Here is a 26109-nt window from a genome sequence, read left to right as displayed (position 1 = left end):
GAGTGAGTGAGTGAGTGAGTGAGTGAGTGAGTGAGTGAATCTCATAATCATAATTCCTTTCCGCTAGAAATTCGATAGCAATCTTAAATTCATAAAACTTTCCGTCAAGAGATCGCTACGTACATATATTACGTCCATTATATTCCCTCTCGCTATTAATGGACAAGACTGTTTTTATCAATCTTCTTACCCTTTAGCGAGATTTTCTTCTAAATTGACCAACATATTTTCAATTTTTTGAAATAACTTTCCTGGACATCCTCCCCCTCAAAATCTTCAAACACCAATTTAAAAATTGCCACCGCCCCCTTTCTGTGTTACCTTTGAGTAAGCAACACAAACGGAGGGAATCATGAAACGCAAACTGATCGCACTGGATTTGGACGGAACAACGCTTAACGGCAAAACGCAAATCACGCAAAAGACAAAAGAAATTTTGAACAAGGCTCAACAGGCGGGACACGTCGTTTCAATCGTCACCGGACGGCCCAACAGAATGGCCGTGGGCTATTATGACGAACTGAAGCTCAAAGGTCCGATGATCAACTTCAACGGTGCTTTGGGATACATCCCGCACAAGCAGTGGGAGCACGAGTATCAGACGACGTTTTCCAAAAGCATCGCCTTCGACATTTTAGAGGCCAAACAACGCCTCGGAATCAAGGTCGTTTCGGCAGAGGGCAAGACGATGGCGCTGTCAGACGTGCCGAACACGCTGATCGACGGTTTCTTTCCGGCGGCTTTGCGCAAGGATCAGGTGCTGAATCGAACGAATCTCAAGCACGATCCGGCAGCAATGACCATGCTGGTGGATCAAAACAGCAAGGCAGACATCGTCAAAAAGCTTGAAAAAGCGTTCGGCAGCAAAATCAACGTCGGCGTCTGGGGCGGCCCGAACCCGATTCTCGAGCTGTCGCCAAAAGGCATCAGCAAGGCTCACGGCGTTGAGTTTTTGGCCAAAACCTACAAGATCGACCGCAAAGACATCATCGCCTTCGGAGACGAGCACAACGATGCCGAAATGATCGACTATGCCGGGCTTGGCGTCGTGATGAAGAACGGAACCGACAAGCTCAAGCGAATCGCAGACGACGTGACCGAATTCGACAACGATCATGACGGCGTCGCAAATTATCTGCAAAAAGCTTTAGGCCTGTAACAGAATTTATTTTAAATGCTCCTTAACAGACGTTGCATTTGGCAAAATCGCTGTCGTTTACGGACACGTCGATGAAAATTGAGATTTTGTCCGTAAACGGGCTGCTCGAAAAATAGCGATTACGGACAAAATGGTTAAAAATCGCTGTTTGTCCGTAAGATTTTGGAAGTTTCGACCCGAGTTTTACGGACAAACGCTCCAAAAAGCCAGCTTTGTCCGTAAATTTGAACGATATCTTGTTCAGATAAATTGAGCAGCACTGTATCTTATAAAATAAAAAATGCCGAACAAAGTCAGTCGCAAATCGACCATACTTGTTCGGCATTTCATTTGATTCAGGATGGTTCCCAGACTCTTTTTAGTCTTCCAAGCCTAGTTCGCACGCCATCATGTCGGCATACGTTTCTCTTCTGACAACGAGTCTTGACTTGCCGTCTTCGCAAAAAACGACGGCAGGCCGCGGATTGCGGTTGTAGTTTGAGGCCATCGTATAACCGTAGGCACCGGTCGACGGCATGGCCAGGATGTCTCCCGGCTTGGTGTTCGGCAAGGCACAGTCATGGACCAAAACGTCGCCCGACTCGCAGTACTTGCCGACAACGGTGACCATCTGCTCGCGCAACGCGTTCGGCCGATCGGCAAGATATGCCTCGTAATGCGCATCGTAAAGCGCAGGGCGGATGTTGTCGCCCATTCCGCCGTCAACGGCCAAAAAGTGGCAGACGCCGTCGACGTCCTTTCGCGAACCGATCGTGTAAAGCGTCGTTGCGGCTTCACCGACCATGGCGCGACCGGGTTCGATGATGATTTCAGGCATCTTGAGATCGTATTTTGCGACCAGTTCCTTGACGCGTTCCACGATTGCGGATACGAATTCTTCGGCCGGAAGCGGCTGATCGAAATCGTTGTAGCGAATGCCGAACCCGCCGCCAAGGTTCAAAACGTCTGCTTCGTAGCCGAAACGCTTCTTCCAGTCGGCCAAAACTTCGACCAGCTTTTCTGCCGCCATTAGGAAACCGTTGACGGCAAAAATCTGCGAGCCGATGTGGCAATGAATCCCCATCAGGTTCATCCGCGGATTCTTCATCAGCTGCTGCAGCGCCTCTTCTGCTTGACCTGAACGGATGTCAAACCCGAATTTGGAATTCGACTGCCCGGTCATGATGTACTGATGCGTTTCGGCTTCAATGCCTGGCGTGACGCGCAAAACGACGCCGATGTTTGCATGCTTGCGGCGTAAAATGTGATCGAGCAGTTTGATCTCGCGGAAGTTGTCGACGACGATCGTGCCGATTTTTTCATCGACTGCCATTTCAAGCTCGTCTTGAAGCTTGTTGTTTCCGTGAAATTCAATGCGTTCAGGCGGCATCCCACCCTTTAATGCCGCATAAAGCTCACCGCCGGAAACGATGTCGCAGCCGAGCCCGTACTTGTTGATCAGCTGATACATCGCAAGCGCGGAAAAAGCCTTGCTTGCATACGAAACCATGTATTTGACGCCAGCATCCTCAAAAGCCTGTTTGAATCCGCGAATCTGCTTTTTTATTTTCCTGACGTCGTATGCGATCAGCGGAGTGCCGTACTTTTCGGCCAATTTGACAGCATCGACCCCACCTATCAACAAATGTCCCTGTTCGTTTACTTCAACTGAATCTGCCAACTGCACTCTTCCTTTCCCGACGCTGAATTTGTCATATATAACGAAAAAGCCGCGGATCTCCTCCCCGGCTTCACGTATTGCTTATTTTTCGTCGCTCTTGAGCACGCCGCCGACCGCATAGCGGTCCTTGCGCATCTCGCTCAAAATGACGTGCACGTGTTCTGCCGGAGCACCGGTATTTTTAGTTACGGCATCCGTAACGTCTGCAACAAGATTTTTGAGCTGCTCTTGCGTGCGACCTTCGATAAGTTCGATATGAATAAGTGGCATTTAAAACATTCCCTTCTGTTCACTGTCTATGTTAACATTATTGCATAGATAGAGATTAAAATGCAATTAGAATTTGGCCTTTTATGCGTTTTTTTCAAGTTTTGTCAAAGACAGATAAGCTATAATCTAATTGCAGAAGAGACTAAAAAAGGACGTGAACAAGCAATGCTGCAACATAATTTTGAATTTTCCGCCTGCACGAGCATCCTCGTCGGCAAAAAAGCCATGGCCGACGGTTCGACCGTCATCGGCCGCAACGAGGACTCAAAAAGCGCCTGGCCAAAACATATGGTCATTCATCCGCGCCAGACGTTTGCTGAGGATCAGGCCTTCGTTTCAAAGGACAACGGCTTTGCGATGCCGCTTGAAAAGACTCGGTTCAAATACAGTGCCACGCCGGAGTGGACGGACGAGTTCGGTCTGTTTGAAGAAGACGGCATCAACGAATACGGCGTCTGCATGAGCGCGACCGAAAGCGCCTATGCCAACGAGCGTGTTTTGGGCTTTGATCCGCTGGTTGAAAAAGGCATCGGCGAAGAAGCGATGGTTACCGTCGTCTTGCCGTACGTCAAGACTGCAAGAGAAGGCGTCAAACGGCTCGGAGCCATCGTTGAAAAATACGGAACCTGCGAATCAAACGGGATTCTTTTTTCGGACAAAGATGAGATCTGGTACCTTGAAACGGGCTCCGGTCACCACTGGGTCGCACAACGCATCCCTGACGACTGCTATGCCGTCGTGGCCAACCAGCTTGCCATCCAGGAAATCGCCTTCGATGATCCGGACAACTTCATGTTTTCTGCTTCCATTCAGGAATTCGTTTCAAAAAATCATCTCAATCCGGATGAAACGTGCTTCAACTTCCGCAACATCTTCGGAACGCACACGCTTTCTGACGAAATTTACAGCACGCCGCGCGTTTGGGACGGACAGCGAATTCTTTCTCCGAGCCAAAAACAAGATCCGATGAGCGAAGAATTGCCTTTCATTCGCAAACCCGATCGCAAGCTTTTCATGGACGACCTGGAATACGTCATGAGCGCTCACTTCCAAAACAGTCCGTACGATCCGCTCGGCAAAGGTCCTGACGATCTGAAGCACAAGTTTCGTCCGATTAGCCTGGCCAAGACGCAGGAATCTCACCTGCTGCAGATGCGCCCTGGATTTGCCCCGGAAATCGCCGGTCTTCACTGGCTTGCAATGGGCGTGACCTGTCAAAGCGTCTTCGTACCTGTCTACGCTGGCACGACCGACGTTTTGGATGCATACAAGCATGGCGAAAAGACCTACTCCAAAGACTCCGCCTACTGGGCATACAAGCTCCTGGGAATTTTAGTCGATCCGCACTATCCGCTCTTTGGAACGAAACTTCACGATCTTCAAAAAGAATGTGCAATCGAATTCAAGCAAAAGATTCTTGAAACAGATAAAAAAGCTAAAGAACTCAAAGACGAGGCGCGTTTTGAACTGCTGACGAAGGCTTCGCTCGAGATGCAGAGGCTTGCTTTGGACAAGGTCGAAAAGCTGACGGCCGAACTGATCACCGAATCAACGGATCTTTCGCCGCTCAACTTCAAAACCGATGCCAATCTGTAAGAGGTGAACGATATGAAAAACATCTGTCTTGATCCGACGGACGCAAGCGAGATGCACGAAAAAGACCATGTCTTCTTTACGCATCTGACGACCGAACTGATTCATCTGCTGCCCGTTTTGCCTGAAAAATGCACAGCGTTCACGACACAAGAGATTTACAAGCTGCTTCAAAAACTGAATCGGTACTGCGAGCTTGGACTTGATTTTCCAAAAAACCTGAAAATCTTGCCTTACGACTATCCGCTGAACCTTAAAAATCTTCGCGTCACTGCCAAAGCAAGCGACGACGGCTGGTTTGGCGCATGCATCTTACTTTTGGAAGACGAAAATGAAAAGATCGGCTATGCGAAACGCTTCGTTGCGCACGGCCTGCATAAAAAACGAATCAAAAAATGGAAACAGTTCTTCAGAGATCAAGCTTTGAGCTCATTGATCCTCGGCAAAGATCTGATTGAAAACAAGGACTCGCTCTTGCCTGATTTCAAGAAGATCGCAAAAGAACTCGAAAATCTTGAAGAAGGCGCTGCAGTTTCAACGAATTTTTCTCTTTATGATCCGGAATCTTTGGCCAAGCTGAACGATTTGTGTCAAAAAACAGGACACCGGCTGCTTTTGACTCCTCTTCAAGCAAACATTGCCAAGTCCTTCTTTCCGTTTGACGATTTCGAAACGGGAACCGACGGCGACGTGCTGATTGCCGACTTGCGCCAGACATTTGACGTCGTGTGCGAAACGCAAAGCCCAAGCGAAATCGACGACCTGATCAAAATCATCGTTCCAAGAGAAGTCAGATATTGCTAAGCAAAGTGTTTCAATTGTGACAAGTTAGGTGTTATACTTGAAGCATGGAAAATTTAAATGACATCTATAACGAAATCAAGTCCGACCCGGAAAATGCAAAATATTCCGCAAAAAACATCGATCCGCTCTACTATGCGACAAAAAACGCTCGTATTTTGATTATTGGGCAGGCTCCCGGAAAAAAAGCCCAAGATACGGGCATCGTCTGGAACGATCGCAGCGGAGATCGCTTGCGTAACTGGCTCGGAATTGACAGGAACGTTTTTTACGAATCAGGCAAAATCGCCGTTTTGCCGATGGACTTTTATTTCCCCGGAACTGGCAAGTCTGGTGATTTGCCGCCGCGCAAGGGCTTTGCCGCCAAATGGCATCCCCGTTTGCTCAGCGCCATGCCGGATATTCAACTGACTTTGCTCGTCGGAAGCTATGCGGTCAAGCATTATCTTCATTTGAAAAGCTCACAAAAATTGACGGACGTCGTAAAAGACTACAAGAGATTTTTGCCGAAGTATTTTCCGCTCGTCCATCCTTCGCCGAGAAATCAGATTTGGATGAAGAACAATCCGTGGTTTGAAGCAGAGGTTTTGCCGGATCTTCGCGAAAAAACGGCCGATATTTTGAAATAGCTCAATCGTTTCAGGTTGGGCTATTTTTGTACGCTTGATTCTAAAAAAAAGAAAACCCGCCTTGGTTTTTGGACTGTATTTTTCAAAAAAGTTAAAGTAACCTCCTATCGTTGTCATTTGTGCAAATTACTGCTATACTTAAACCGAAACAATCAGAAGCGAGGCGATAAAATGGCTTTCCCCTATGAAAAACAGTTCCGGCATTATCTGACCAACAAACGCGTTTTGGCCGACAGCACCCAACAAGACATCTGCAGCGACGTCGAACGGCTTTTTACTCATCTCAGGCAGTTCAATCTGGTCTATCGCTTGAACCCGAGCCTTTCAAATATCGAAGAATCTGACGTGCGCGATTATCTCAACATGCTTCAGGTCAAGCGCGAAATCAAAAATTCGACCTACAACAAGACCCTGACGCATCTGAACGTTTATTTTACTTTCCTTTTCACCCATAAGCTGTCGACTTCTTTGCCGACGATTTCTTTAAAGGGATTGAAAAAGGAAACGGAACAAGTCGTTCCCTTGAACTGGGCCGACGGGCTGGAAGACTGCTTAAAAAATCAGCAGCTGACGTTGTACACCCGCATGGTTTTGCTTTGTCTTTCACATTTTTATACAATTTCGGAAATCATTCAGCCGGGATTTTACAAGGTCTTGGCTTCTGAAACGTTCAATTCCTTTGAGCAGACGTTCATTGACGAATTCAACCGGGGAACTTCCGAACTGAAGCGTCGTCAAAACTGCGAAGATCTTTTTTTAAAGCAAAGAATCAACCTGCTTGAACCATGCGTGACTTTGCCCGGGATTCACAAATACCTGAAAAAAGACCAGAAGCTGACGGATTTGCGCCTGATACCGCAAAAGCTTTATCAGGCAAACATTTTGAACTTCATTAAACAAAACCAACAGCTTGGCGATGCTGATCTGTGCAAAGCGATGCGTCTTGCGCCTGATTCGCTGAATTATTACCGCATGAAGCTTTCAATGCTTGAATCGACAAAAGAGGCTGGAAAAAAGTCCCGTTTTCCTCTTGAATTAAATTAAATGCCGTGCTGCTCAACCAATCTATCCAAAATCTCACTCAATTTTACGGACAGAAGGACAATTTTACTAAATGTGTCCGTAACCGGCAGAGCTTTTGCCAAATGCAGCGCCTGATAAATCAGCGCGACAAACTCTCAGTCAAATTTACCGCCAAACTATTTTTGGTTATTTCCATCATAGCAAGCATCATGCATGCAAAAAAACCGGATTGGATTTGCGATTGACTGCAAATCATCCGGTTTTTCATTTTGAGACATGGTTTCTTCCCAGCCTCTTTTTTAAAACTCCAATTCTTCTTTCAGCATTTCAAGTTCATAGTCTTCGCTGAAGGTTTCCAAGGCTTTTTTCGCACACGCCAAAGCGCGCTTGCGTTCGCCGGCATTGCGATAGAAGTAGGCTGCATCCTTTAAAAATTCAGGGTTTTCACCTAATTCGCGCTCTGCTGCCAAATAATACCGCAAAGCTTCGTCATATTTGTCAAGCGAAGCGCAGGACTTGCCCAAATTCCAGCAAAGCTCAGGATCTGCCTCATCATTTTCAAGATATTTGTTGACGAGTTCGATATTTTCTTCGTGAAGCCCTGATTCGACAAGCAATCTGCTCAATTTGAGAACCACGTTCAAGTCTTCTGGATCGATCTCATTGGCATGCTTGAGGTACTCGAGTGCCTTTTTTGGTTCTCCGCATTTTGCGGAAAGCTCTGCCGCCTTTTCATAAAGCGCCATATTGAACTCATCGACTCCGAGTCCTTCCTGGGCCGTCCTCAAAGCCTGAGCCAAGTTGCCGTCATGCTCATAGATTGCGGTCAGGTACGGATAAAGCGTCGAATAATCCGGATTCGTGTCGCGCAGCTTTTCGAAATTCTTTTGAGCATTTTCAAAATCCTTTTGCTGAAACTGGATGAACGCCAACTGAAACCGCGTGTCCGAATCAAGTTCTTCTTCCGGAATCTGTTCCAGGTATCCAAGAGCCGTTTCGAGTTTGCCAAAGCCCGCGTATGAAAGCCCGAGTCGGCTGACGAGGTTGACTTTTGAGAATTCCAACACGCCTGATTTGACCAAATCAAGGTAGCACCGGGCAGCTTTGCGGTATTCTTTGACGTTGAAATACAGTTCGGCAAGGCCAAACAAAATCACCGTTTCATCCGGGGCAAGCCTTCTTGCCTCAAGCAGTTTCTGTTCGCTGACGTCAAACATGCCCTGTGTCTGATACAAATCGGCCGAAACAAGCAACGCTTCCAGATATGAATCGGAATCAGGCGTAATCTGCGCTAAAAGCTCAAGCGCACGATCATCATTGCCGTCGCTGATTTCGATATCGGCCAGTGCCGTTTTGATGCCGTCTTCATCCGGATAGCGTTCAAGCAATTTTTCATATGCTCGCTTGGATTGTTTGGAAAATCCGAGCGAATAAAGCTCTTCTGCAAGACTGTAGATCATCTGATCGTCATCTTTTCGCAAAGCCCAGCCAAATTCTTTTTTTGCTTCCTCAAGCTGTCCTTTTTCGAGCAGCTCAAGCATTTTTTCTGAATGAGTCATTTAAGTGATGCCTTTCCGTCCAAAAAACGGCCCAGACCTTCAGCCTCGCTGATGCCCGTGCCGTTTTTGAATCAGTCTTTGAATTGTTTCTTCAGTTTTTCAAAGAATCCTTCGCCAAACGACTTTTTGCCGGAGGCTTCCGCAAAAGCCTTCAAAGCAAGCCTTTGCTTTTCATTGAGATTCTTTGGCGTCACGATGTTGACCGTGACCTGCTCGTCACCATTGCCGGATCCGCGCAATTTCGGCGCGCCCTTGCCTTTCAAGCGGAAAGTCGTGCCGGTTTGCGTTCCTGCCGGAATCTTGAGCTTGACGTTTCCGTGGACGGTTTTGACTTCGATTTCATCGCCCAAAGCCGCCTGAACGAAGCTGATGTCTTGATTAAAGTAGATTTCGGCACCGTCACGACGGAACTCTTTGCTTTGATCAACGACAAAGACAATGAACAGGTCACCGTAAGGACCACCGTTAAAGCCGGCTTCGCCTTGTCCCTGCAAGCGCATCTGATTGCCGTTTTCAACGCCGGCCGGAACCTTGACTTGAACGGCATGCTTCTTTCTGACGTGACCTGCGCCGTGGCAAGTCGTGCATTTTTCTTTGATTTCCTTGCCGGTGCCATGACAAACGTCGCATTCCTGCTGAGTCATTACGCGACCAAGCGGCGTTTGACGCTGAACCTGGATAAATCCGCGTCCGCCGCAGTGAGAACAGGTAACGGGACTTGTCCCGGCCTTGGCACCGCTGCCGTTGCACGTTGAACACGTTTCTTCTCTTGAATACTGAATTTCAGTCGTTTTGCCGAAGATGGCCTCTTCAAACGTCAAGCGCATCTCGTATTGAAGATCGCGTCCCTGACGCGGAGCATTTTGATTGCGAGAGGCGCCTCCGCCTCCGAAAAATGAATCAAAGATGTCGCTGAATCCGCCAAATCCGCCAAAATCTCCACCGCCAAAGCCTTGGCCTCCAAACCCTTGACCAAATCCGCCTTGCGCACCTGCTGCGCCGAATTGATCGTATTGAGCTTTCTTTTGAGGATCGCCCAAAATATCAAAAGCTTCATTGACTTCCTTGAATTTTTCTTCAGCCCCTGGCTCATGATTCAGATCAGGATGGTATTTCTTTGATAATTTGCGGTATGCTTTTTTGATTTCATCAGCAGATGCGTCTTTTGAAACGCCCAAAACGTCATATGGATCTCTTTGTTCTGCCATATTGATACCCCTTCAAAAATTTTCTCATTCTTATGAATCTAGCTTAACATAGGTTCAATAAATAAAAAAGAGCCGGAACGAATCCAGCTCTTTTTTGACTCTTAGTTCTTATCGTCTGGATCGACTTCTTTGAAATCGCCGTCAACGGTATTGCCGTCGTTTCCTGCAGAACCATTGCCCGCATCCTGCGTTCCGGCTGCGCCTTGAGCACCTGCTTGTTGTTGTGCCTGTTGTGCTTGTTCATACAACTTGACGGAAATATCTTGGATAGCCTTCGTAAGGTCGTCTTTTTTAGTCTTCATTTCTTCAAGGTTGTTTGCTTCCTGTGCCTTCTTCAAAGCATCGCGAGCATCTTCAACCTTCTTGATTTCAGAAGCATCGACCTTGTCCTTGACTTCTTCCAAAGTCTTGTCCGTTTGGAAGAGAAGCTGATCGACTTCGTTTCTGAGATCGACTTCTTCCTTGCGTTTCTTGTCGGCTTCTTCGTTTTCCTTAGCTTCCTTGACCATGCGATCGATTTCTTCATCTGAAAGGCCGGACGAACTCTTGATTGTGATCTTTTGTTCCTTGTTCGTGCCAAGATCCTTGGCAGAAACGTTAACGATCCCGTTCTTATCGATATCGAACGTGACTTGAATTTGAGGAACGCCACGAGGTGCGGCAGGAATGTCCGTTAATTGGAAACGACCGAGCGTCTTGTTGTCGGCAGCCATCGGACGTTCGCCTTGAAGGACGTGGATGTCTACGGCAGGCTGATTGTCGGCAGCCGTTGAGAAGACTTGAGACTTGGACGTTGGAATCGTCGTATTGCGATCGATCAGCTTGGTGAAGACGCCGCCCATCGTTTCAATCCCAAGGGAAAGAGGCGTAACGTCGAGCAAAACGACGTCCTTGACGTCACCCGTGATGACGCCGCCTTGGATGGCAGCACCCAAAGCAACCGCTTCATCAGGGTTGACTGATTCGTTAGGAACGTGACCCGTTTCAGCTTTAACGGCTTCCTTAACTGCAGGAATGCGCGTTGAACCGCCGACCAGGATGACTTCATCAATATCGGCATTCGTCAAGCCGGCATCTGCCAAAGCATTGCGAACGGGAATCTTCGTGCGTTCAACGAGGTCTTGCGTCAATTCGTTGAATTTGGCACGCGTCAGCGTTGTTTCCAAGTGAAGCGGGCCTTCTGCTCCGGCCGTGATGAACGGAAGGGAAATCTGTGCCGAAGTTACGCCGGAAAGGTCTTTCTTAGCTTTTTCAGCAGCATCCTTCAAACGTTGCATTGCCATCTTGTCAGCTGAAAGATCGATGCCGTGTTCGCTCTTGAAGCCTTCAACCAGCCAGTCGATGATCTTGTTGTCAAAATCGTCACCGCCAAGATGCGTATCGCCGTTTGTCGAAAGAACTTGGAAAACGCCGTCGCCAAGTTCAAGGATGGAAACGTCAAACGTACCGCCGCCAAGGTCGAAGACGAGAATCTTTTCGTCTTTGTCCTGCTTGTCAAGACCGTAAGCCAAAGCTGCAGCCGTTGGTTCGTTGACGATGCGTTCAACTTTGAGTCCGGCAATCTTGCCGGCATCTTTTGTTGCCTGACGCTGCGAATCGTTGAAGTATGCAGGCACCGTGATAACGGCTTGCGTAACTTCTTCGCCAAGATACTTTTCAGCATAGTCCTTGATGTATTGAAGAATCATTGCCGAAATTTCCTGAGGAGTGTAATCCTTGCCTTCAACGTTTACCTTGTAGCCTTCTTCGCCCATGTGACGCTTGATTGATGAAATCGTGTTCGGGTTCGTGATTGCTTGACGCTTGGCAACTTCACCGACTTGCGTTTCGCCGTTTTTGAATGATACGACGGAAGGAGTCGTACGATTGCCTTCCGGATTTGTGATAATCTTAGATTCTTTGCCTTCGAGGACTGCAACTGCAGAGTTAGTCGTCCCCAAATCGATACCAATGATTTTTGCCATTAGATATTCTTCCTTTTCTTAATTGATTTCCTTAATTATTGTGCAACGACGACCATTGCCGGACGCAAAACGCGATCCTTCAGCATGTAGCCGTCTTGATAGACTTCAACGATCGTTTCGGCTTTTTGACCTTCTTCGACGGGCACCGCTTTAACGGCCTGGTGAAGCGTCGGATCAAAAGTTTGTCCCAATGCTTCAATCTTTGTGACGTCGTTGTCTTTCAAAGCCTTTTCCATGTCTCGCTGAACCATCTCGATTCCTCGCTTAAGCTGTTCGGAACCGCTCTCCTTGACGTCGATCTGCAAAGCGCGATTCAAGTTGTCGACGACCGGCAAAATCTCTCGAATGAGGTCTTGTCCTTCATATTTGAGCAGCTGCTGCTGTTCTTTTTTGAAGCGTTTGGTCATGTTCTGCATCTCGGCTTCGGCACGCAGATACTTGTCTTCCAGCTCATCATATTTCTTTTGGAGATCTGAAAGCTTCTTTTCCGTTTCCTCGTCCGTTTCCTCGCTTGATTGTTTTTTTTCGGGCTCTTTTTTTGCAGTGTCTTGATCGACGTTCTTTTCAGCCGTCACTTTTTCCTTTTCAGAAACCTCAGGCTTTTTTTCTTGATCTTTTTCAGCCACGTAAACACCCCTTTTCTTTCAAAATTCAGTTCAGATGCTGGTAATAATCAAAGATGCGCTGCGTAAGCTCATCTCTGAATGCATCGAGCAGGCCGATGACTTTTGAGTACGGCATGTTCGTCGGACCAAGAATCGCAATGATTCCCTGACCGTTATTACCGTCATCATACGCTGCAGAAACAAGGCTGTAATGGGACAAAAGCGCATCCGAAAGCTCGGATCCCAATTTGACGGAAACGTCACCGTCCCTGTTTTCAAGCAGCATTCCAAGGTTCGCCGACTGATCGATCAGCGAATACAAAGCTTTGATCTGCTCCGGGTCTTCCCAGTGCGCAAAGCTCAAAAGATTCGTCTTGCCACTTACGTATACCTGCTTTTTGACCGCTTTGTCAAGGATGCTGCCAAACGCATCCATGAATCCGTCAGGCTTATGCAAATACTTCGTAATGAGGGGCAAGCATTCATGCAACTTGGCAACCACCTGATTCAGTGACAAGCCGACAACCTTGTCATTAATGACGCGAATGACCGATTCGAGCTCGTCGCCATGAATTCCTGCCGGAAGATTGTACATCTGACTTTCAACCGTGCCGTCACTGGTAACAAGAATCACCATGACTTGCCGATCGCCAATCGGAACCATCCTGAACCCTTCCAACCGAATGTCGGCTGATTCAGGTTTTAACGAAATAGCCGTGTATTTCGTCAGATCAGACAAAATCCGTGCCGAAGTGGCGACGATCTCATCAACCTTTTGAAATTCATTCCCAAACGATTGTCGAATGTTTTGAACCGCGCCCCTGTCTATCTTGGCAGGTTTCATGATATGGTCGACGTAATAGCGATACCCTCGTTCCAAAGGAATTCTCCCGGAACTTGAATGCTCCTTTGCGATCAAGCCCAGTTTTTCAAGCGCAGCCATCTCATTTCGAATCGTTGCCGAACTTGCATGAATAGGCAATTGCTGTTCCAGACGTTTCGATCCGATTGGCTGTCCCTCATTCGTATAGTCGCGAATGATTGCCTCAAGAATCAAAAGCTGTCGTTCAGTTAACATACAATCACCTCTTTTTAGCACTTAACACATCTAAGTGCTAAGTCAATTATTAATATACACAAGGTTGGCAATCTTGTCAAGCGGATAACACCATAAAAACGTGATTTCAGCGGCTTTTTCGTCCTGTTTTTAGCACTGTTCATGCTAGAGTGCTAAGAATGACGCGGCTTTTGGCACCTTGCATTTTTTCTGCTAAAAATTATTAAAAAATTACTAAGAAATCTCGGCAATCGCTTCTGCCAATCTTTCAAAGCCTTCGATCATTTTTTCTTCGCTGACCTGCGCGATTGAAATCCGCAAATGATCGTCAGGTTTGGAGTAAACGTAATATGCGTCTCCGTTTGAAATGATCAGTCCCCGCTTGCGCGATTCTTCGACGACTTTTTTGGCTGAAAGTCCGTTTTTCAGTCTGATCCAAAAACAAAAACCTCCTGACGGAAGACACCAATCAAACGAAGCTCTGAATTTTTCATCAAGAATGCGACAGGAAGCGGCAAATTGATGCTGATAAGACTCTTGAAGCTTTGTTTTATGCTCGTTCCATAAATTGCTGCGCAGATAATAGTCAAAAATTCGCTGAATCAAACCTGAAGTTTGAATGTCGGTCATTCGCTTGACGCTTTTCAGGCTGTCGGCAAGCTTGCTCGGCATAATCAGATATCCGAGTCTCATCCCGGACACGAACATTTGCGACAAGCTTCTGATGTAGATTACGCGATCGTCGCGGTCATAGGCTTTAAGCGGAGCCGATTCGACCTCATCGTACAAAATTCCGCTGCAATAATCGTCTTCAATGACGTAAAAATCATAAAAATGCGCCAGTCCCAAAATCTTGCGCTTGGTCTTTTGCGACATTGAAAGCCCCGTCGGATTCTGCACGATTGGCATCAAATACACCAGCTTTGGCCGAAAAACTTCCAGTTTTCTTTCGAATTCATCAACGCGAAGGCCATTTTCGTCAATCGGAATTCCGATGATTTTGGCACCGCTCGCCCGAAGCGATTCGAGCGCCCCGGGATAGGTCGGATCTTCCGCAAACACGCAGTCGCCAGGTTCAATCATTGCGCGCGCGCAAATATCGATCCCTTGCTGAGCGCCAGAAATCACCTGCACGTTTTGGGGCGAAGTCATTATCTTGCGTTTGGAAAGCTCAAGCGCAAGCGATTCTCTTAGCGAATAGCACCCAAGATTGTCTTCAACCGTAAAGGCTCTGCCGCCCGAAGCGTCAAGAACGCGATTGACGGCGCGTTTGAAGCTTTTGGCGGAAAATCTGTCCGGATCGAGCGCAACGCTTGACATGTCGATCATTTCTTCTGAAAATGCAGTGCTTTGATACGCGAATGCGGTTTGTTCGTCAGATTCTTCGCTTTCATAAAGCGGTACTTCAGCCACAAAGCTGCCGCTGCCCCACTTGCTGATCAAAAAGCCGTTCTTTTCAAGCTCCTTGTATGCTCTGACAACTGTTCCCGGATTGATCTGAAGCTTTTCTGCCATCCATCTGATCGGGGGCATCTTGAAATTGGTGCTCAGTTTTCCCTGCTCGATCATTTGTTTGATATGGCGATAAAGCTGAACATACAGCGGAATCATGCTCTCACTATCCAACTGTATCGATACAATCTCTTGTTTTATGTCTTGTTCCATTGTCACGCACCTCGCTTTTGATTATAATGTCATTGACTCTTGGAAATTCTTCAAAATTGTTACGTTACAATTTTATCAAGGGACTTATCTGCATTCAAGGAGGAATTTTATATGTCAGATCGCTACACTTTAAACAAGAACTTGGCTCAAATGTTAAAGGGCGGAGTCATCATGGACGTGACGAACGTCGAACAGGCCAAAATCGCAGAAGACGCTGGAGCGGTCGCCGTCATGGCCTTGGAACGCGTTCCGGCGGACATCCGCAAAGAAGGCGGTGTTGCACGCATGTCGGATCCGAAAATGATTCGCGAAATCAAAGAAGCAGTTTCGATTCCGGTCATGGCAAAGGCAAGAATCGGTCACTTCGTCGAAGCGCAGATTTTGCAGGCAATCGGAATCGACTACATAGACGAATCAGAAGTTTTGACACCGGCAGATTACGAAAATCATATCGACAAGTCCTCGTTTGACATTCCGTTCGTTTGCGGTGCCAGAAACCTTGGCGAAGCGCTTAGACGCATCGGCGAAGGAGCCAGCATGATCAGAACAAAGGGCGAAGCAGGCACGGGCGACGTTTCGCAAGCCGTTCGCCACATGCGGACGATGCAGCAGGATATTCGACGCGTTCAAGCAGCGTCGCAGCCTGAATTGATGCATCTCGCCAAAGAATACGCTGCGCCGTTCGATCTGATTCAGTACGTTCACGACAACGGCAAGCTTCCGGTCGTCAACTTTGCCGCCGGCGGCGTTGCAACGCCGGCCGATGCTGCCTTGATGCTCCAGCTTGGGTCGGATGGCGTCTTCGTCGGCTCAGGCATCTTCAAATCCGGCGATCCGAAGAAACGCGCCAAGGCAATCGTCGAAGCTGCCACGTTCTACGATGATCCGGAAAAACTCGCTGTCATTTCTGAAGATCTCGGCGAAGCCATGGTCGGCATCAACTGCGATGCTTTGCCTGAAGAAGAACACCTCGACAAGCGCGGATGGTAAGCAAATGAAAAAAATCGGAATCTTAGGCATGCAGGGCGCGATCGAAGAACATCGAGAAAAGCTTAGAAAACTCGCAGGAATCGAGCCCGTCATCGTCAAAACAAAAGAAAAGATCGCAGAAGTCGATGGCCTGATTCTTCCAGGCGGTGAATCAACTGCGATGGGACGTCTGCTCAACTACTTTAATCTGACCGAACCTTTGAAACAGTCGATTGAAGCAGGTCTGCCCGTTTGGGGGACTTGTGCAGGAATGATTTTGCTCGCCAAAAACATTGAAGATCAAGACGAACGCTATCTGTCAACGATGGACATCACCGTCAAACGCAACGCTTACGGATCTCAGCTTGACAGTTTTTCATGCGAAAAAGAAATTCCTGAAATTTCAAAAGATCCGCTTCCGCTCGTTTTCATCCGTGCTCCTTACATCACAGAACTCGGACAAAAAGCACAAGCCGTGGCTACGGTCGATGGCAACATCGTCTGTGCAAAACAGGACAACATGCTGGTTTCGTCTTTTCATCCGGAACTGACCGACGATGCAGGCTTTCATGAATATTTTGCAGAAAAATTCGTTTGAAACAAACGGCAGCTTTGAAAAAAGTCCCGTGATGATCTTAAAACAAAGTCCGGATGAGTTTCAGTTGCTTGAAACTCATCCGGACTTTTATTTTTTTATCCTCTTAATGCTTTCACGAAAGCGATTCAAGCGTCCGTTCGGCTTCGTCTTCAATTTCTTTGATTGATTTTATTGCAGGCATCGGAACGACATGTCTTGAGATGAACTTCTCCATCCAAATCATGTCATACCACGTGTCAAATTTATAACCGCACCTTTTGAACCTTCCAACGAGTCGATAATCATGCTTTTTGTGAAAATCAACGCTTCCGTGCGTAAGATGCTCATCTTCTTGATCCGCATACGTGATGCAGGCATTGACGTTGGTGATGCCTTGAAGTTTCAGCATCGCTTCAAGCGCGGCATACAACAGCGTGCCCGTCCCATGACCGCGATCGTCTTTTGCAACGTAGATGGACGTTTCAACTGCCCAGTCATAGGCAGCCCTGGATTTAAACGTGCCGGCATAAGCATAGCCGATGATTTTGCCGTCACTCTCCGCAACGATGTAAGGATACCTCTCCTTGGTATTTTTGATTCTTTTTGAAAATTCGGCTACCGTGGGAACATCATATTCAAACGTGATAGCAGTTTGCTCAACGTACGGAGCATAAATTTGAAGCAGCTCGTTTGCATCATCGATTTCTGCAAATCTTAAAGTTGTCTTCGCCATATCAATCATCCTTTTTGATTTATGCGTCAATTTTATCCAAAAAAAGCGCTCCTGACAATATCAGAAACGCTTTATCTCAAAAATTATTTAGCCAGGCTTTCTTCTTTGAGCAAAATCTGAAGCGAGTTGAGCAATTCGTCAAGCTTGACTTCAAGCGTTTCACCCGTGCGACGCAATTTGATTTCGACGATGCCTTCAGCAGCCTTTTTGCCGACCGTGATTCTGGCAGGAATTCCAATCAGATCGGAATCGGCAAATTTGACGCCCGGACGTTCCCTGCGATCATCGACGAGGACTTTATACCCTGCATTTTCAAGCAATTCCGTCACCTTTTCGGAAAGTTCGACCTGTTCTTCCTTCTTGATGTTGACCGGGATCACGTGCACGTCAAACGGTGCGATTGAACGCGGCCAAACGATGCCGTTTTCATCAGAATGCTGTTCAACGATTGCAGAAAGCAAACGGGAAACGCCGATGCCGTAGCAGCCCATGATGATTTGAAGCTGACGTCCGTTTTCGTCAAGCACGACGGCATCCAAATCCTTGGAATAGCGCGTGCCGAGCTTGAAGATATGTCCGATTTCGATTCCGCGCGTGAACTTGAGATGGCCTTTTCCGTCAGGCGAAATTTCCCCTTCTTGAACCGTTCTGAGATCTGCAAAATGAGTTACGCTGAAATCGCGACCAAGGTTGGCATTGAGGTAGTGGAAACCGTCCTCGTTTGCGCCGACGCTGGCATTTGCCATGTTTTCAACGTCAAGATCAGCCAAAATTTCGATTTCTTCGGAAACTCCGACGGGGCCGAGCGAACCGAAGCCTGCACCGAGGTATTTTCTTGCCTCATCTTCTTCGGCAGGACGCAAGAAGTCGCATGACAGATAATTTTTAAGCTTGACTTCATTGACTTCGTCATTTCCGTGCATCAAAACAACGACCGGCTTTTCATCAGCAATGAAAAGCAGCGTCTTGATTTCACGATCGGCTGAAGAACCCAAGAATTCAGCAACCTCATCAATTGTTTTGGCTCCGGGAGTTGCCACCTTCTGCAGTTCTCCCAACGTTTCATGCGACTTTGGCATCGTTCGCTTGTTTTGAGCCATTTCCAAGTTGGCAGCATAGTCGCTTTCATCAGAATAAACAACCGTATCTTCACCAATCGGAGCAATCGCCATGAACTCCTTGGAATTGTTGCCGCCCATTGCTCCGGCATCACCGATAATCGAGCGGAAGTTCAACCCGACGCGATTGAAAACGTTCGTGTAAGCAGAGTCCATGTCGCGGAACGTCTTATCAAGACTTTCTTCTTCAGCATGGAACGAATATGCGTCTTTCATGATAAATTCACGACCGCGAAGCAACCCGAAGCGCGGACGATTCTCGTCTCGATACTTCGTTTGAATCTGATAAAGCGTAATCGGCAGCTTTTTGTATGTCTTGATGGCATCGCGCACGATCGTCGTAAATGTTTCCTCGTGCGTCGGTCCCAAAATGAAGTCACGTTCATGACGATCTTGGAATTTGAAAAGATTCGGGCCATATGTTTCATAACGACCGGTTTGTTTCCAAAGTTCTGCAGGAAGAGCAGCCGGAACCAGCATTTCAGCCGCATCGATATTCTCCATCTCTTCTCTGATAATTGTTTCAATATTGCGCAAAACGCGATATGCCAACGGAAGATATGCATACATCCCCGCCGTAATTTGCTTGATGTACCCACCGCGAAGCATCAATTGGTGGCTGATTGCTTCAGCATCGCTTGGCACTTCCTTTAAAGTAGGAATCAACAATTTTGACTGTTTCATAGAAAGCAGATACCCCTCTCAAATTTTTACTTGTAATATTATACACCATCTTAGCGGAAGAAATACCGCTGAATATCGTTCCACGTTACCAAAAACATTAAAATCAACATAAATGCGAAACCGATCAAAGTCAAAACGACTTCCTTATTCGGATCGATTGGCTTGCCTCTGACAGCTTCAATAACGTTCAGCAAAAGCTTGCCGCCATCCAAAGCAGGAATCGGCAGCAGGTTGACGATCCCAAGGTTGACCGATAGAAACGCGAGCAGCGAAATAACACTGACAACGCCATACTGAGCCGCTTTTGAAGTATATGAATACATCGCGACGGGGCCGCCGAGATCATTCAAGCTGAATCCGTGAAGCATTGCTCCCAAAGCCGCAAAAATCTGTTTCATGACGTTCCACGTTTGAACGAACCCGTACTCGGCAATCGCAATCGGAGAGCGGTTGACTGCTTGTTTTGCAATCACCCCGATTTTGCCTGATTTTTTGCCGTCTTCAGTCACCGTCTTGGGTTTGAGGCTGATGTTTAGAACCTGATCTTTGCCGCGTTTGACCTTAAAAATAAGTTTTTTGCCCGGGTTGGCATCAATTTTTGCAGCCATTTCCGAAAAATCGGCAACCTTTTCGCCGTTGATCGAAACAACCGTGTCGCCCTTTTTCAACCCGGCTTTTTGCGCAACGGAATCGTGCTGCACTTGACCAAGCGTCGTCGTATTGGTAATGACGCCGCCTTGCATTACCGCTACGAGCGCAAACGCAACGATTGCCAACAAAAAATTGTTCAATGCCCCGGCAAAGTTCGTCATCATCCTGTTAGGAAGCGCCGCCGATTGAAATTGAACGTCAAGCGGTGCAATCTGAACCTCGGTTCCGTCTGATTCGATAATCATCGCATCGTGATCGACCTGATAGGTTACCTCTTTTGTTTCGTCACCGTTTTCGTAACCTTTGATCCATAATTCTTGATCAAGATCCCATGCAGACACCTCAAGCGGCACTGCATTTAACAAAGTCATCTTGGAAGATGCGTTGATTTTCCTGACGATGCCGTTATCGTCCAACAACAGCGAAATCGGCTGTCCTTTTTTCAAAGAATCTTCCTCATCTTCAAGTCCGGCCATGCGAACGTATCCGCCAAGAGGCAAGATCCTCAACGTATAAGTTGTTCCGTTTTTGTGATACGCGTAAATTTTTGGCCCCATGCCGATGGAAAATTCACGCACCAGAATTCCGGAACGCTTGGCGAAGAAATAGTGCCCGAATTCATGTACGAACACCAATACTCCAAAGACGATGATAAAAGTTATTATTGTCGTAATCACGGGCAGATTCCTCTCTGGCCTAAATCAGGCCGAACAAATGCATCAATGGCAACACAAACAACAATGAATCGAAGCGATCCAAAATTCCGCCGTGTCCCGGAAGAATTTTACCGGAATCTTTAACGCCATAATGACGTTTGAAAGCAGATTCGATCAAATCGCCGATCTGACCGCCGACAGACAAAACAACCGTCAACAACAGCATGATCGGAAGGCCATAGGCAAACTTGACCGGTGAAAATGCAAGGTAAAGGCCAACGACGATTACGCTCACGAGACTTCCGCCGATTGACCCTTCCCACGTCTTGTTGGGGCTGACATGCGGCGCAAGTTTGTGCCTGCCGAGCTTTCGACCGATCAGATAAGCACCAGAGTCGGTAATCCAAACGATCAAAAGCGCATATAAGATGACCCAAACGCTTTGGGCACGAGCCTGCATCATCAAATGAAAGCCCATCCCGGCATAGAGCGCACCTAAAGCCGTAACGCCTGCATCATCAAACGAAATGCGGTTTTTTGAAAAAACGGTGTAGATCAAAAGCGCAAGCATTACGAAATAAAAAGCATCAAGCGTCGTGACGTTTTTCGGCAAAAACCTTGCACACTGGCCAGGCGCAAGCATCACCGCAATACCAATAAAACTGAGCAATGCTTCAACGGAAACGATCAGCTCTTTTTTCATGATTAAAAATTCAGACATTCCGGCAATGCCCATTGCAAAAACCAAAACATTAAACGGCACGCCGCCAATCAATAATAACGGAATAAAAACGGCCAAAGCCACGACTGCCGTAATGACACGTGTTCTCATTATTTTTTGTCCCCCTCGTTCAGACCGCCGAAACGACGATCTCGTTGTTGAAATTTGCTGATATCTTCCGCCAGATCAGCCGGAGAATAATCAGGCCAAAAAGTATCGGTGAAAACCATCTCGCTGTAAGCAAGCTGCCACAACAGGAAGTTGGAAATGCGTTCTTCACCGCTTGTCCGAATTAAAAGGTCCGGATCATCATACGGATAAACGGATGCCGTCATCAGACTCTTGCGGATCGTTTCTTCATCAATCTCATCTGCAGCAAGCTCGTTATTTTGAACTTTCTCGGCAATTTTTTTGACGCCGGTCACGATCTCTGCTCTGCCACCGTAATTCAAAGCAAAGTTCAAAATCATTCCCGTGCAGTTTTTTGTTTGCTCAATCGCATCAAAAACGGCTTTTTGCGTCTTTTCCGGCAATTGATCCGTATACCCCATCACGTTTACCTTGACGTTGTTTTCAATCAATTCAGGAACAAACGTGTCAAAAAATTTTGAAGGAAGATCCATCAAAAAACTGACTTCAGACTTGGGACGCTTCCAATTTTCAGTTGAAAATGCATAAAGCGTCAAAACTTTGACACCAAGATTGCTTGCTGCTTTGGTAATTTCCTTTACGTTCTCCATCCCTTGCTTATGTCCGGCAACTCTCGGCAAATGTCTCTTTTGCGCCCAGCGTCCGTTGCCGTCCATGATGACAGCGATATGGTTTGGAATCTTATTTTCATCTAAATCGACTTCTTCAGTTTCATTTTCTGAATTCGTCTTAAATAATTTTGAAAACATCTTTTCAAAACCTCCGAATCATGTTTCAGCAGATACAAGAATAACGGGGCAGCTGAGCGCATTCTGCCTGAAATTGCGCCGTTTTGCCCCGTTATTTCGGAAAGCTGACTATTCTGCCAAAATTTCTTTTTCCTTAGCAGCCGTAATTCCATCAATATTCTTGATTGAAGCGTCCGTAATCTTTTGTGCTTCGTCTTCCAGATCATGAAGCACGTCTTCGCTCATGTCGCCGTTCTTTTGTGCCTTTTTTAATGAATCCATCATTTCGCGACGAACGTTTCTGACCGCAACTTTGCCCTTTTCAGCCGCCGCACGAACCTGTTTGGCAAGTTCCTTGCGTCGTTCTTCAGTAAGCTGCGGAATGACCAAACGAATTGCACTGCCATCGTTCATCGGCGTCAAGCCGAGATCTGATGCCAACAAGGCATGTTCGACGTCTTTTAAAGAAGACTTGTCATATGGCGTAACAAGCAAAACGCGTGCTTCAGGGACTGAAATTTGCGCCATTTGGTTAAGCGGAGTCGGAGCACCGTAGTATTCAACCATCACGCGATTGAGCAGGCTGGCATTGGCGACGCCGGCACGAATCCCGCCAAGCTCATGCTGCAAAGCGGCTTCTGCTTTTTGCATCTTTTCTTGATATTTAACTAGTTCTGAACTAACACCCATTGTTATTTCTTCCTTCCTGATTATCGATAAATCATCGATCAAGTATTTAAGTATCCGTTGCTTTTTCAAGTCAACCTTTTTGAGGAAATTATCATTGATATCACGAGATAATTCCAAATCATCACCAAATACTATGTTATCTAACCAAAGTAAATTTGTCAAAAATAATCTGACATCAAAAAAGCCGGGAACTGCGCACCCGGCTTTTAAAGCTGTCAATTATTTCGTAACCGTCGTACCGATATTTTCACCGACAACAACTTTCTTGATGTTGCCGTGCTTATTCATATTGAAGACGACAAGCGGAATATCATTATCCATTGAAAGGGAGGATGCCGTCGTATCCATTACGTTAAGACCCTTGTTGATAATATCAAGATGCGTCAAATTGTCATACTTGACTGCATTTTCATCTTGACGAGGATCTGCCGAATATACCCCGTCAACACCGTTTTTGGCCATCAAAATCACATCGGCGTTAATTTCTGAGGCACGTAACGCAGCAGTCGTATCAGTTGAGAAATATGGAGAACCGGTCCCAGCGGCAAAAATCACGATGCGGCCTTTTTCGAGGTGACGCATGGCTTTTCTTCTGATATAAGGTTCAGCAACCTGGCGCATTTCAATCGCCGTTTGAACGCGTGTCGGAACCCCGACCGATTCCAAATTATCCTGCAATGCCAACGCGTTCATCACCGTGCCGAGCATGCCGATGTAGTCGGCTTGCGCACGTTCCATGCCCATCGCTGCGCCTGCTTCGCCGCGCCACATATTGCCGCCGCCGACAACAATCGCGATTTCGACTCCGAGATCATGAACTTCCTTGATTTCTTCGGCAACTTTACGGATTTCGGGTGGATTGATGCCATGGCCTGCTTCACCGGCCAATGCCTCACCGCTCAATTTCAAAACAACACGTTTGTATTTAATATCCGCCATCTGAGTTAATTCCTCCTAAATCTTGATTCATTATAGGCCATAAACCATTCTAAGATATGATACCATTATTTTCATATGCTTTCAAACTGCTTTTCTAAAAAGATTTCCATCGTGAAATTCAGAGTTTTACGACATCATCGTCTTTATGACCCCAACGAAGCGGATCTACCAAATTTTCCAACACGAAATTCTCGGTTTCAGACTCGTATTCAAAAACCGCAATGCTGCAATTCGGAATTCCATGCTGATTTCTGATCAATTGCATCGTATCCGGTGCGAAACGATCCAAAAAAGTTCCGATCGTGCATCCGTGCGAGACGATCAAAATATTTTCTCCTTCTTCTTTTTTCATGATTGCCTTAACGCAATTTTCAAATCTTTCAGCCATTTCTTGAACGGACTCGCCTCCGTACGGAACAAACGCATCGGTGTTGTCAACGAACCAATTCTTAGGCTGCGTGAACTCGCGCTGCCCTTCATAAAGTCCGAAATAAATTTCTTTCAATGCCTTGAGTCTAGTATAGGGCTTGTCCGTGATTAATTCCGCAGTATCTGAAGTTCTTTCCGAAGTCGACGTGTAAACTGCTGAAAAATCAACGTTCCTGAGCGATCTCCCTGCTTCTTTTGCCTGTTTTCTGCCAAGTTCGGTCAGCGGCGAATCACACCATCCTTGAGTCATGTGCAATTCGTTAAACAACGTTTGACCGTGGCGCACCAAATATAGTTTTTTCATGTCTCTCACCTCGAAATTTATCCTGTCTGTTATAGTATGCAAGAATTTTAAAAAAATGAAAAGAACTTCTTATGGATATTTTGCGATTTTTTTCACTGCTTCTTTTAAAATCAAGCATACTCTTGCTATAATTGATAATGTTGAGATATAAAGAAAGGATTGAAATTTCGTTGACTAACCAAACTCGACAAAAAAGGTCTCATCCTCAAAAGCGAAGCCCGTTCTCCAAAAGCAGCCTGTTGCTCATGCTGCTTGTTCTCGGACTCGGTTTCATCTTGGGCTATCGGACCAGGACTTATATGAATCAGATAGTTGTCGAAACAACTGATGCCGTGTTAAAAGAAGGTCCCGGCACTGAATTTCCGCAAAAAAGCTTCCTGAAAAAAGAACAACGTCTGACCGTCTATTCAAGAAAGAATCACTGGCTTCACGTTAAAACGGACAACGGCAAAACAGGATGGGTCGCTGATTGGATGATTGCCGATGGTTATAAGAACCCGATCGAAAAGCTCAGCGATGCGACGATCGTCATTGATGCCGGTCACGGCGGCGCAGATTCGGGCGCATTGTCAATCAAAAACAAGATGGAAAAGAAGTACACACTCCTTTATGCCAAAGAACTTGAGCAAAAGCTTGAAAGTTATGGTACCAAGGTCTACATGACGCGTTCTTCAGATAAAACGGTCAGCCTTTCTTCAAGACCGATTCTTGCCCAACAGGTTCATGCCGATGCTTTCATCAGTATTCACTTTGATTCTTGCGATCAGCCGAATGCCGCTTCGGGATTTACGACATATTACTATCACACCGGCAAATCGCTTAAACTCGCACGCTGCATCAACCAAAGCTTCGGAGCCCTAGGACTTGAAAATCGCGGTGTTGACAAAGGAGATTTTCTCGTTATCCGTGACAACACTCAGCCGTCAGTTTTGCTTGAAATGGGCTACATCAACACCCAAAAGGATTTCGAAAACATCTCCGATCCTTCATATCGCAGCGAAGCAATGGACGACGTCGTAAAAGGCCTAAAGAAGTTTATTGAAAATAACGATTGAAAAAGAGGCTGCCTCAAATTAAAAACCCGAATGATGCCGGGGGTTTGCGGATGCGTGACAATCGCCTGCTATGTCGGAACAACCCAAAAACAAAACGTGTCTGTAAATTTTAAATGAGATCTTTCCTTGAGCAGCACTGTATTTTATAAAATAAAAAATGCCGGACAAAGCCAGGTTGTACTATGTCCTGTCAAGTATACAGTTCAAATATAAAATTTTAACTAACAAGATACGGCTTGATTTCGGAACTGTTCTGTGGTCAGGCCGTTTTTTGACGCATAGGCACGTTTCCTGTTGAAATAGTCTATTGCTCCCTGAACTAATGTTTCAAGCTCTTCAAGGTTGGCAGGCCGCGGATGATGATCCATCCAGATGTGCTTGAAATCGTTCCACCAGCGTTCCATAGGTGAATTCTCCCATGGATGCCCGGGATGAGACATGCTGTGAACACATTTATTCTCTGTCAGATAATTATTGAAATCCATTGAACAGTATGCTGCTCCGCGGTCCGT

25 protein-coding genes are annotated in these 26109 nt (G+C 46.6%); 8 read left to right on the top strand and 17 right to left on the bottom strand.

What is annotated here, in order from left to right; genetic code table 11:
* Nucleotides 1-352 precede the first annotated feature (352 nt).
* Nucleotides 353-1159: a Cof-type HAD-IIB family hydrolase gene (locus BMZ95_RS00915; protein ID WP_046922157.1), complete on the top strand. Its 807-nt coding sequence runs from the start codon at nucleotides 353-355 to the stop codon at nucleotides 1157-1159.
* A gap of 358 nt (nucleotides 1160-1517) precedes the next feature.
* Here BMZ95_RS00915 and lysA read toward each other — a convergent pair whose 3' ends face one another.
* On the bottom strand, nucleotides 1518-2825 hold the full coding sequence (lysA, locus tag BMZ95_RS00905; protein WP_046922156.1) for a diaminopimelate decarboxylase: 1308 nt from the start codon (nucleotides 2823-2825) through the stop codon (nucleotides 1518-1520).
* Nucleotides 2826-2900: 75 nt separating this feature from the next.
* Nucleotides 2901-3089, bottom strand: a complete 189-nt coding sequence (locus BMZ95_RS00900; RefSeq protein ID WP_014073370.1) for a 2-hydroxymuconate tautomerase — start codon at nucleotides 3087-3089, stop codon at nucleotides 2901-2903.
* Nucleotides 3090-3254: 165 nt separating this feature from the next.
* Here BMZ95_RS00900 and BMZ95_RS00895 point away from each other — a divergent pair, with 165 nt between their 5' ends.
* From BMZ95_RS00895 to BMZ95_RS00880, 4 genes are all read left to right on the top strand, one after another.
* Nucleotides 3255-4685 carry a C69 family dipeptidase gene (locus BMZ95_RS00895; protein ID WP_046922155.1) on the top strand — a complete coding sequence of 477 codons (1431 nt, stop codon included), beginning with the start codon at nucleotides 3255-3257 and terminating at the stop codon, nucleotides 4683-4685.
* Between the two features lie 12 nt (nucleotides 4686-4697).
* Nucleotides 4698-5486: an MBL fold metallo-hydrolase gene (locus BMZ95_RS00890; protein ID WP_046922154.1), complete on the top strand. Its 789-nt coding sequence runs from the start codon at nucleotides 4698-4700 to the stop codon at nucleotides 5484-5486.
* 44 nt (nucleotides 5487-5530) lie between these two features.
* Complete coding sequence (locus BMZ95_RS00885) at nucleotides 5531-6112, top strand: uracil-DNA glycosylase family protein (RefSeq protein ID WP_046922153.1); 582 nt, start codon at nucleotides 5531-5533, stop codon at nucleotides 6110-6112.
* Between the two features lie 171 nt (nucleotides 6113-6283).
* The gene (locus BMZ95_RS00880; RefSeq protein WP_014073366.1) at nucleotides 6284-7156 is read left to right on the top strand and encodes a site-specific integrase; all 873 of its coding nucleotides are present in this window, start codon (nucleotides 6284-6286) and stop codon (nucleotides 7154-7156) included.
* A 278-nt stretch (nucleotides 7157-7434) separates the two neighbouring features.
* Here the strand turns inward: BMZ95_RS00880 and BMZ95_RS00870 are convergent, their stop codons facing one another.
* From BMZ95_RS00870 to pdxR, 6 genes are all read right to left on the bottom strand, one after another.
* Nucleotides 7435-8694 carry a tetratricopeptide repeat protein gene (locus tag BMZ95_RS00870; RefSeq protein ID WP_046922152.1) on the bottom strand — a complete coding sequence of 420 codons (1260 nt, stop codon included), beginning with the start codon at nucleotides 8692-8694 and terminating at the stop codon, nucleotides 7435-7437.
* Between the two features lie 71 nt (nucleotides 8695-8765).
* Nucleotides 8766-9902 (bottom strand): molecular chaperone DnaJ, encoded by a 1137-nt coding sequence (gene dnaJ, locus BMZ95_RS00865; protein WP_046922151.1) that lies wholly within the window; start codon nucleotides 9900-9902, stop codon nucleotides 8766-8768.
* Nucleotides 9903-10003: 101 nt separating this feature from the next.
* Entirely contained in the window at nucleotides 10004-11866 is a 1863-nt protein-coding gene (gene dnaK, locus BMZ95_RS00860) for a molecular chaperone DnaK (protein WP_046922150.1), read from the bottom strand.
* Nucleotides 11867-11901: 35 nt separating this feature from the next.
* Complete coding sequence (gene grpE / locus BMZ95_RS00855; protein WP_014073362.1) at nucleotides 11902-12492, bottom strand: nucleotide exchange factor GrpE; 591 nt, start codon at nucleotides 12490-12492, stop codon at nucleotides 11902-11904.
* Between the two features lie 25 nt (nucleotides 12493-12517).
* A complete protein-coding gene (gene hrcA / locus BMZ95_RS00850; RefSeq protein ID WP_014073361.1) occupies nucleotides 12518-13549 on the bottom strand; it encodes a heat-inducible transcriptional repressor HrcA in 1032 nt (343 codons plus the stop codon).
* A gap of 213 nt (nucleotides 13550-13762) precedes the next feature.
* Nucleotides 13763-15193, bottom strand: a complete 1431-nt coding sequence (gene pdxR / locus BMZ95_RS00845; protein ID WP_046922149.1) for a MocR-like pyridoxine biosynthesis transcription factor PdxR — start codon at nucleotides 15191-15193, stop codon at nucleotides 13763-13765.
* Between the two features lie 111 nt (nucleotides 15194-15304).
* On the opposite strand from pdxR, the gene pdxS reads away from it, so the two are divergent.
* Together pdxS and pdxT are read left to right on the top strand one after the other, a co-directional pair.
* The gene (gene pdxS / locus BMZ95_RS00840) at nucleotides 15305-16183 is read left to right on the top strand and encodes a pyridoxal 5'-phosphate synthase lyase subunit PdxS (RefSeq protein ID WP_003694041.1); all 879 of its coding nucleotides are present in this window, start codon (nucleotides 15305-15307) and stop codon (nucleotides 16181-16183) included.
* Between the two features lie 4 nt (nucleotides 16184-16187).
* Nucleotides 16188-16760 carry a pyridoxal 5'-phosphate synthase glutaminase subunit PdxT gene (gene pdxT / locus BMZ95_RS00835; RefSeq protein WP_046922148.1) on the top strand — a complete coding sequence of 191 codons (573 nt, stop codon included), beginning with the start codon at nucleotides 16188-16190 and terminating at the stop codon, nucleotides 16758-16760.
* A 112-nt stretch (nucleotides 16761-16872) separates the two neighbouring features.
* On the opposite strand, the gene BMZ95_RS00830 is transcribed toward pdxT, so the two are convergent.
* The 8 genes from BMZ95_RS00830 to BMZ95_RS00795 form a co-directional block, all read right to left on the bottom strand.
* A complete protein-coding gene (locus tag BMZ95_RS00830; protein ID WP_046922147.1) occupies nucleotides 16873-17481 on the bottom strand; it encodes a GNAT family N-acetyltransferase in 609 nt (202 codons plus the stop codon).
* A gap of 74 nt (nucleotides 17482-17555) precedes the next feature.
* Nucleotides 17556-19274 (bottom strand): proline--tRNA ligase, encoded by a 1719-nt coding sequence (locus BMZ95_RS00825; protein WP_046922146.1) that lies wholly within the window; start codon nucleotides 19272-19274, stop codon nucleotides 17556-17558.
* Nucleotides 19275-19324: 50 nt separating this feature from the next.
* Complete coding sequence (gene rseP, locus BMZ95_RS00820; RefSeq protein ID WP_046922145.1) at nucleotides 19325-20602, bottom strand: RIP metalloprotease RseP; 1278 nt, start codon at nucleotides 20600-20602, stop codon at nucleotides 19325-19327.
* Between the two features lie 19 nt (nucleotides 20603-20621).
* Nucleotides 20622-21413 (bottom strand): phosphatidate cytidylyltransferase, encoded by a 792-nt coding sequence (locus BMZ95_RS00815; protein WP_014073354.1) that lies wholly within the window; start codon nucleotides 21411-21413, stop codon nucleotides 20622-20624.
* Entirely contained in the window at nucleotides 21413-22201 is a 789-nt protein-coding gene (locus BMZ95_RS00810) for an undecaprenyl pyrophosphate synthase (protein WP_014073353.1), read from the bottom strand. The genes BMZ95_RS00815 and BMZ95_RS00810 overlap by 1 nt, the downstream gene beginning before the upstream one ends.
* A gap of 108 nt (nucleotides 22202-22309) precedes the next feature.
* Entirely contained in the window at nucleotides 22310-22870 is a 561-nt protein-coding gene (gene frr, locus BMZ95_RS00805) for a ribosome recycling factor (RefSeq protein WP_003694053.1), read from the bottom strand.
* A 219-nt stretch (nucleotides 22871-23089) separates the two neighbouring features.
* On the bottom strand, nucleotides 23090-23809 hold the full coding sequence (gene pyrH / locus BMZ95_RS00800) for a UMP kinase (protein WP_014073352.1): 720 nt from the start codon (nucleotides 23807-23809) through the stop codon (nucleotides 23090-23092).
* A 118-nt stretch (nucleotides 23810-23927) separates the two neighbouring features.
* Nucleotides 23928-24542 (bottom strand): histidine phosphatase family protein, encoded by a 615-nt coding sequence (locus BMZ95_RS00795; protein ID WP_046922144.1) that lies wholly within the window; start codon nucleotides 24540-24542, stop codon nucleotides 23928-23930.
* Nucleotides 24543-24787: 245 nt separating this feature from the next.
* Between BMZ95_RS00795 and BMZ95_RS00790 the strand changes: the two genes are divergently transcribed.
* A complete protein-coding gene (locus BMZ95_RS00790; protein WP_014073347.1) occupies nucleotides 24788-25597 on the top strand; it encodes an N-acetylmuramoyl-L-alanine amidase family protein in 810 nt (269 codons plus the stop codon).
* Between the two features lie 221 nt (nucleotides 25598-25818).
* On the opposite strand, the gene BMZ95_RS00785 is transcribed toward BMZ95_RS00790, so the two are convergent.
* Nucleotides 25819-26109, bottom strand: a 291-nt coding sequence (locus BMZ95_RS00785) for an integrase core domain-containing protein (protein ID WP_143454936.1), incomplete at its 5' end; no start/stop codon positions are given.

Origin of the sequence: Ligilactobacillus ruminis DSM 20403 = NBRC 102161 (genome assembly GCF_900113455.1) — a bacterium.
Lineage (GTDB): Bacteria > Bacillota > Bacilli > Lactobacillales > Lactobacillaceae > Ligilactobacillus > Ligilactobacillus ruminis.
The sequence above is the reverse complement of the archived record's forward strand: the minus strand, read 5'-3'. Positions and strand labels throughout refer to the sequence as shown.

Excerpts from the sequence above, each read along its gene's own strand:
- BMZ95_RS00870 (WP_046922152.1), bottom strand. The coding sequence starts at position 8,694 with ATGACTCATTCAGAAAAAATGCTTGAGCTGCTCGAAAAAGGACAGCTT.
- hrcA (WP_014073361.1), bottom strand. The coding sequence starts at position 13,549 with ATGTTAACTGAACGACAGCTTTTGATTCTTGAGGCAATCATTCGCGAC.
- BMZ95_RS00795 (WP_046922144.1), bottom strand. The coding sequence starts at position 24,542 with ATGAAAAAACTATATTTGGTGCGCCACGGTCAAACGTTGTTTAACGAA.
- BMZ95_RS00790 (WP_014073347.1), top strand. The coding sequence starts at position 24,788 with ATGCTGCTTGTTCTCGGACTCGGTTTCATCTTGGGCTATCGGACCAGG.
- BMZ95_RS00830 (WP_046922147.1), bottom strand. The coding sequence starts at position 17,481 with ATGATTGATATGGCGAAGACAACTTTAAGATTTGCAGAAATCGATGAT.
- BMZ95_RS00825 (WP_046922146.1), bottom strand. The coding sequence starts at position 19,274 with ATGAAACAGTCAAAATTGTTGATTCCTACTTTAAAGGAAGTGCCAAGC.
- BMZ95_RS00890 (WP_046922154.1), top strand. The coding sequence starts at position 4,698 with ATGAAAAACATCTGTCTTGATCCGACGGACGCAAGCGAGATGCACGAA.
- pdxT (WP_046922148.1), top strand. The coding sequence starts at position 16,188 with ATGAAAAAAATCGGAATCTTAGGCATGCAGGGCGCGATCGAAGAACAT.
- BMZ95_RS00900 (WP_014073370.1), bottom strand. The coding sequence starts at position 3,089 with ATGCCACTTATTCATATCGAACTTATCGAAGGTCGCACGCAAGAGCAG.
- BMZ95_RS00885 (WP_046922153.1), top strand. The coding sequence starts at position 5,531 with ATGGAAAATTTAAATGACATCTATAACGAAATCAAGTCCGACCCGGAA.
- BMZ95_RS00815 (WP_014073354.1), bottom strand. The coding sequence starts at position 21,413 with ATGAGAACACGTGTCATTACGGCAGTCGTGGCTTTGGCCGTTTTTATT.
- pdxR (WP_046922149.1), bottom strand. The coding sequence starts at position 15,193 with ATGGAACAAGACATAAAACAAGAGATTGTATCGATACAGTTGGATAGT.
- pdxS (WP_003694041.1), top strand. The coding sequence starts at position 15,305 with ATGTCAGATCGCTACACTTTAAACAAGAACTTGGCTCAAATGTTAAAG.
- BMZ95_RS00915 (WP_046922157.1), top strand. The coding sequence starts at position 353 with ATGAAACGCAAACTGATCGCACTGGATTTGGACGGAACAACGCTTAAC.
- frr (WP_003694053.1), bottom strand. The coding sequence starts at position 22,870 with ATGGGTGTTAGTTCAGAACTAGTTAAATATCAAGAAAAGATGCAAAAA.
- BMZ95_RS00880 (WP_014073366.1), top strand. The coding sequence starts at position 6,284 with ATGGCTTTCCCCTATGAAAAACAGTTCCGGCATTATCTGACCAACAAA.
- dnaJ (WP_046922151.1), bottom strand. The coding sequence starts at position 9,902 with ATGGCAGAACAAAGAGATCCATATGACGTTTTGGGCGTTTCAAAAGAC.
- BMZ95_RS00895 (WP_046922155.1), top strand. The coding sequence starts at position 3,255 with ATGCTGCAACATAATTTTGAATTTTCCGCCTGCACGAGCATCCTCGTC.
- pyrH (WP_014073352.1), bottom strand. The coding sequence starts at position 23,809 with ATGGCGGATATTAAATACAAACGTGTTGTTTTGAAATTGAGCGGTGAG.
- dnaK (WP_046922150.1), bottom strand. The coding sequence starts at position 11,866 with ATGGCAAAAATCATTGGTATCGATTTGGGGACGACTAACTCTGCAGTT.
- BMZ95_RS00810 (WP_014073353.1), bottom strand. The coding sequence starts at position 22,201 with ATGTTTTCAAAATTATTTAAGACGAATTCAGAAAATGAAACTGAAGAA.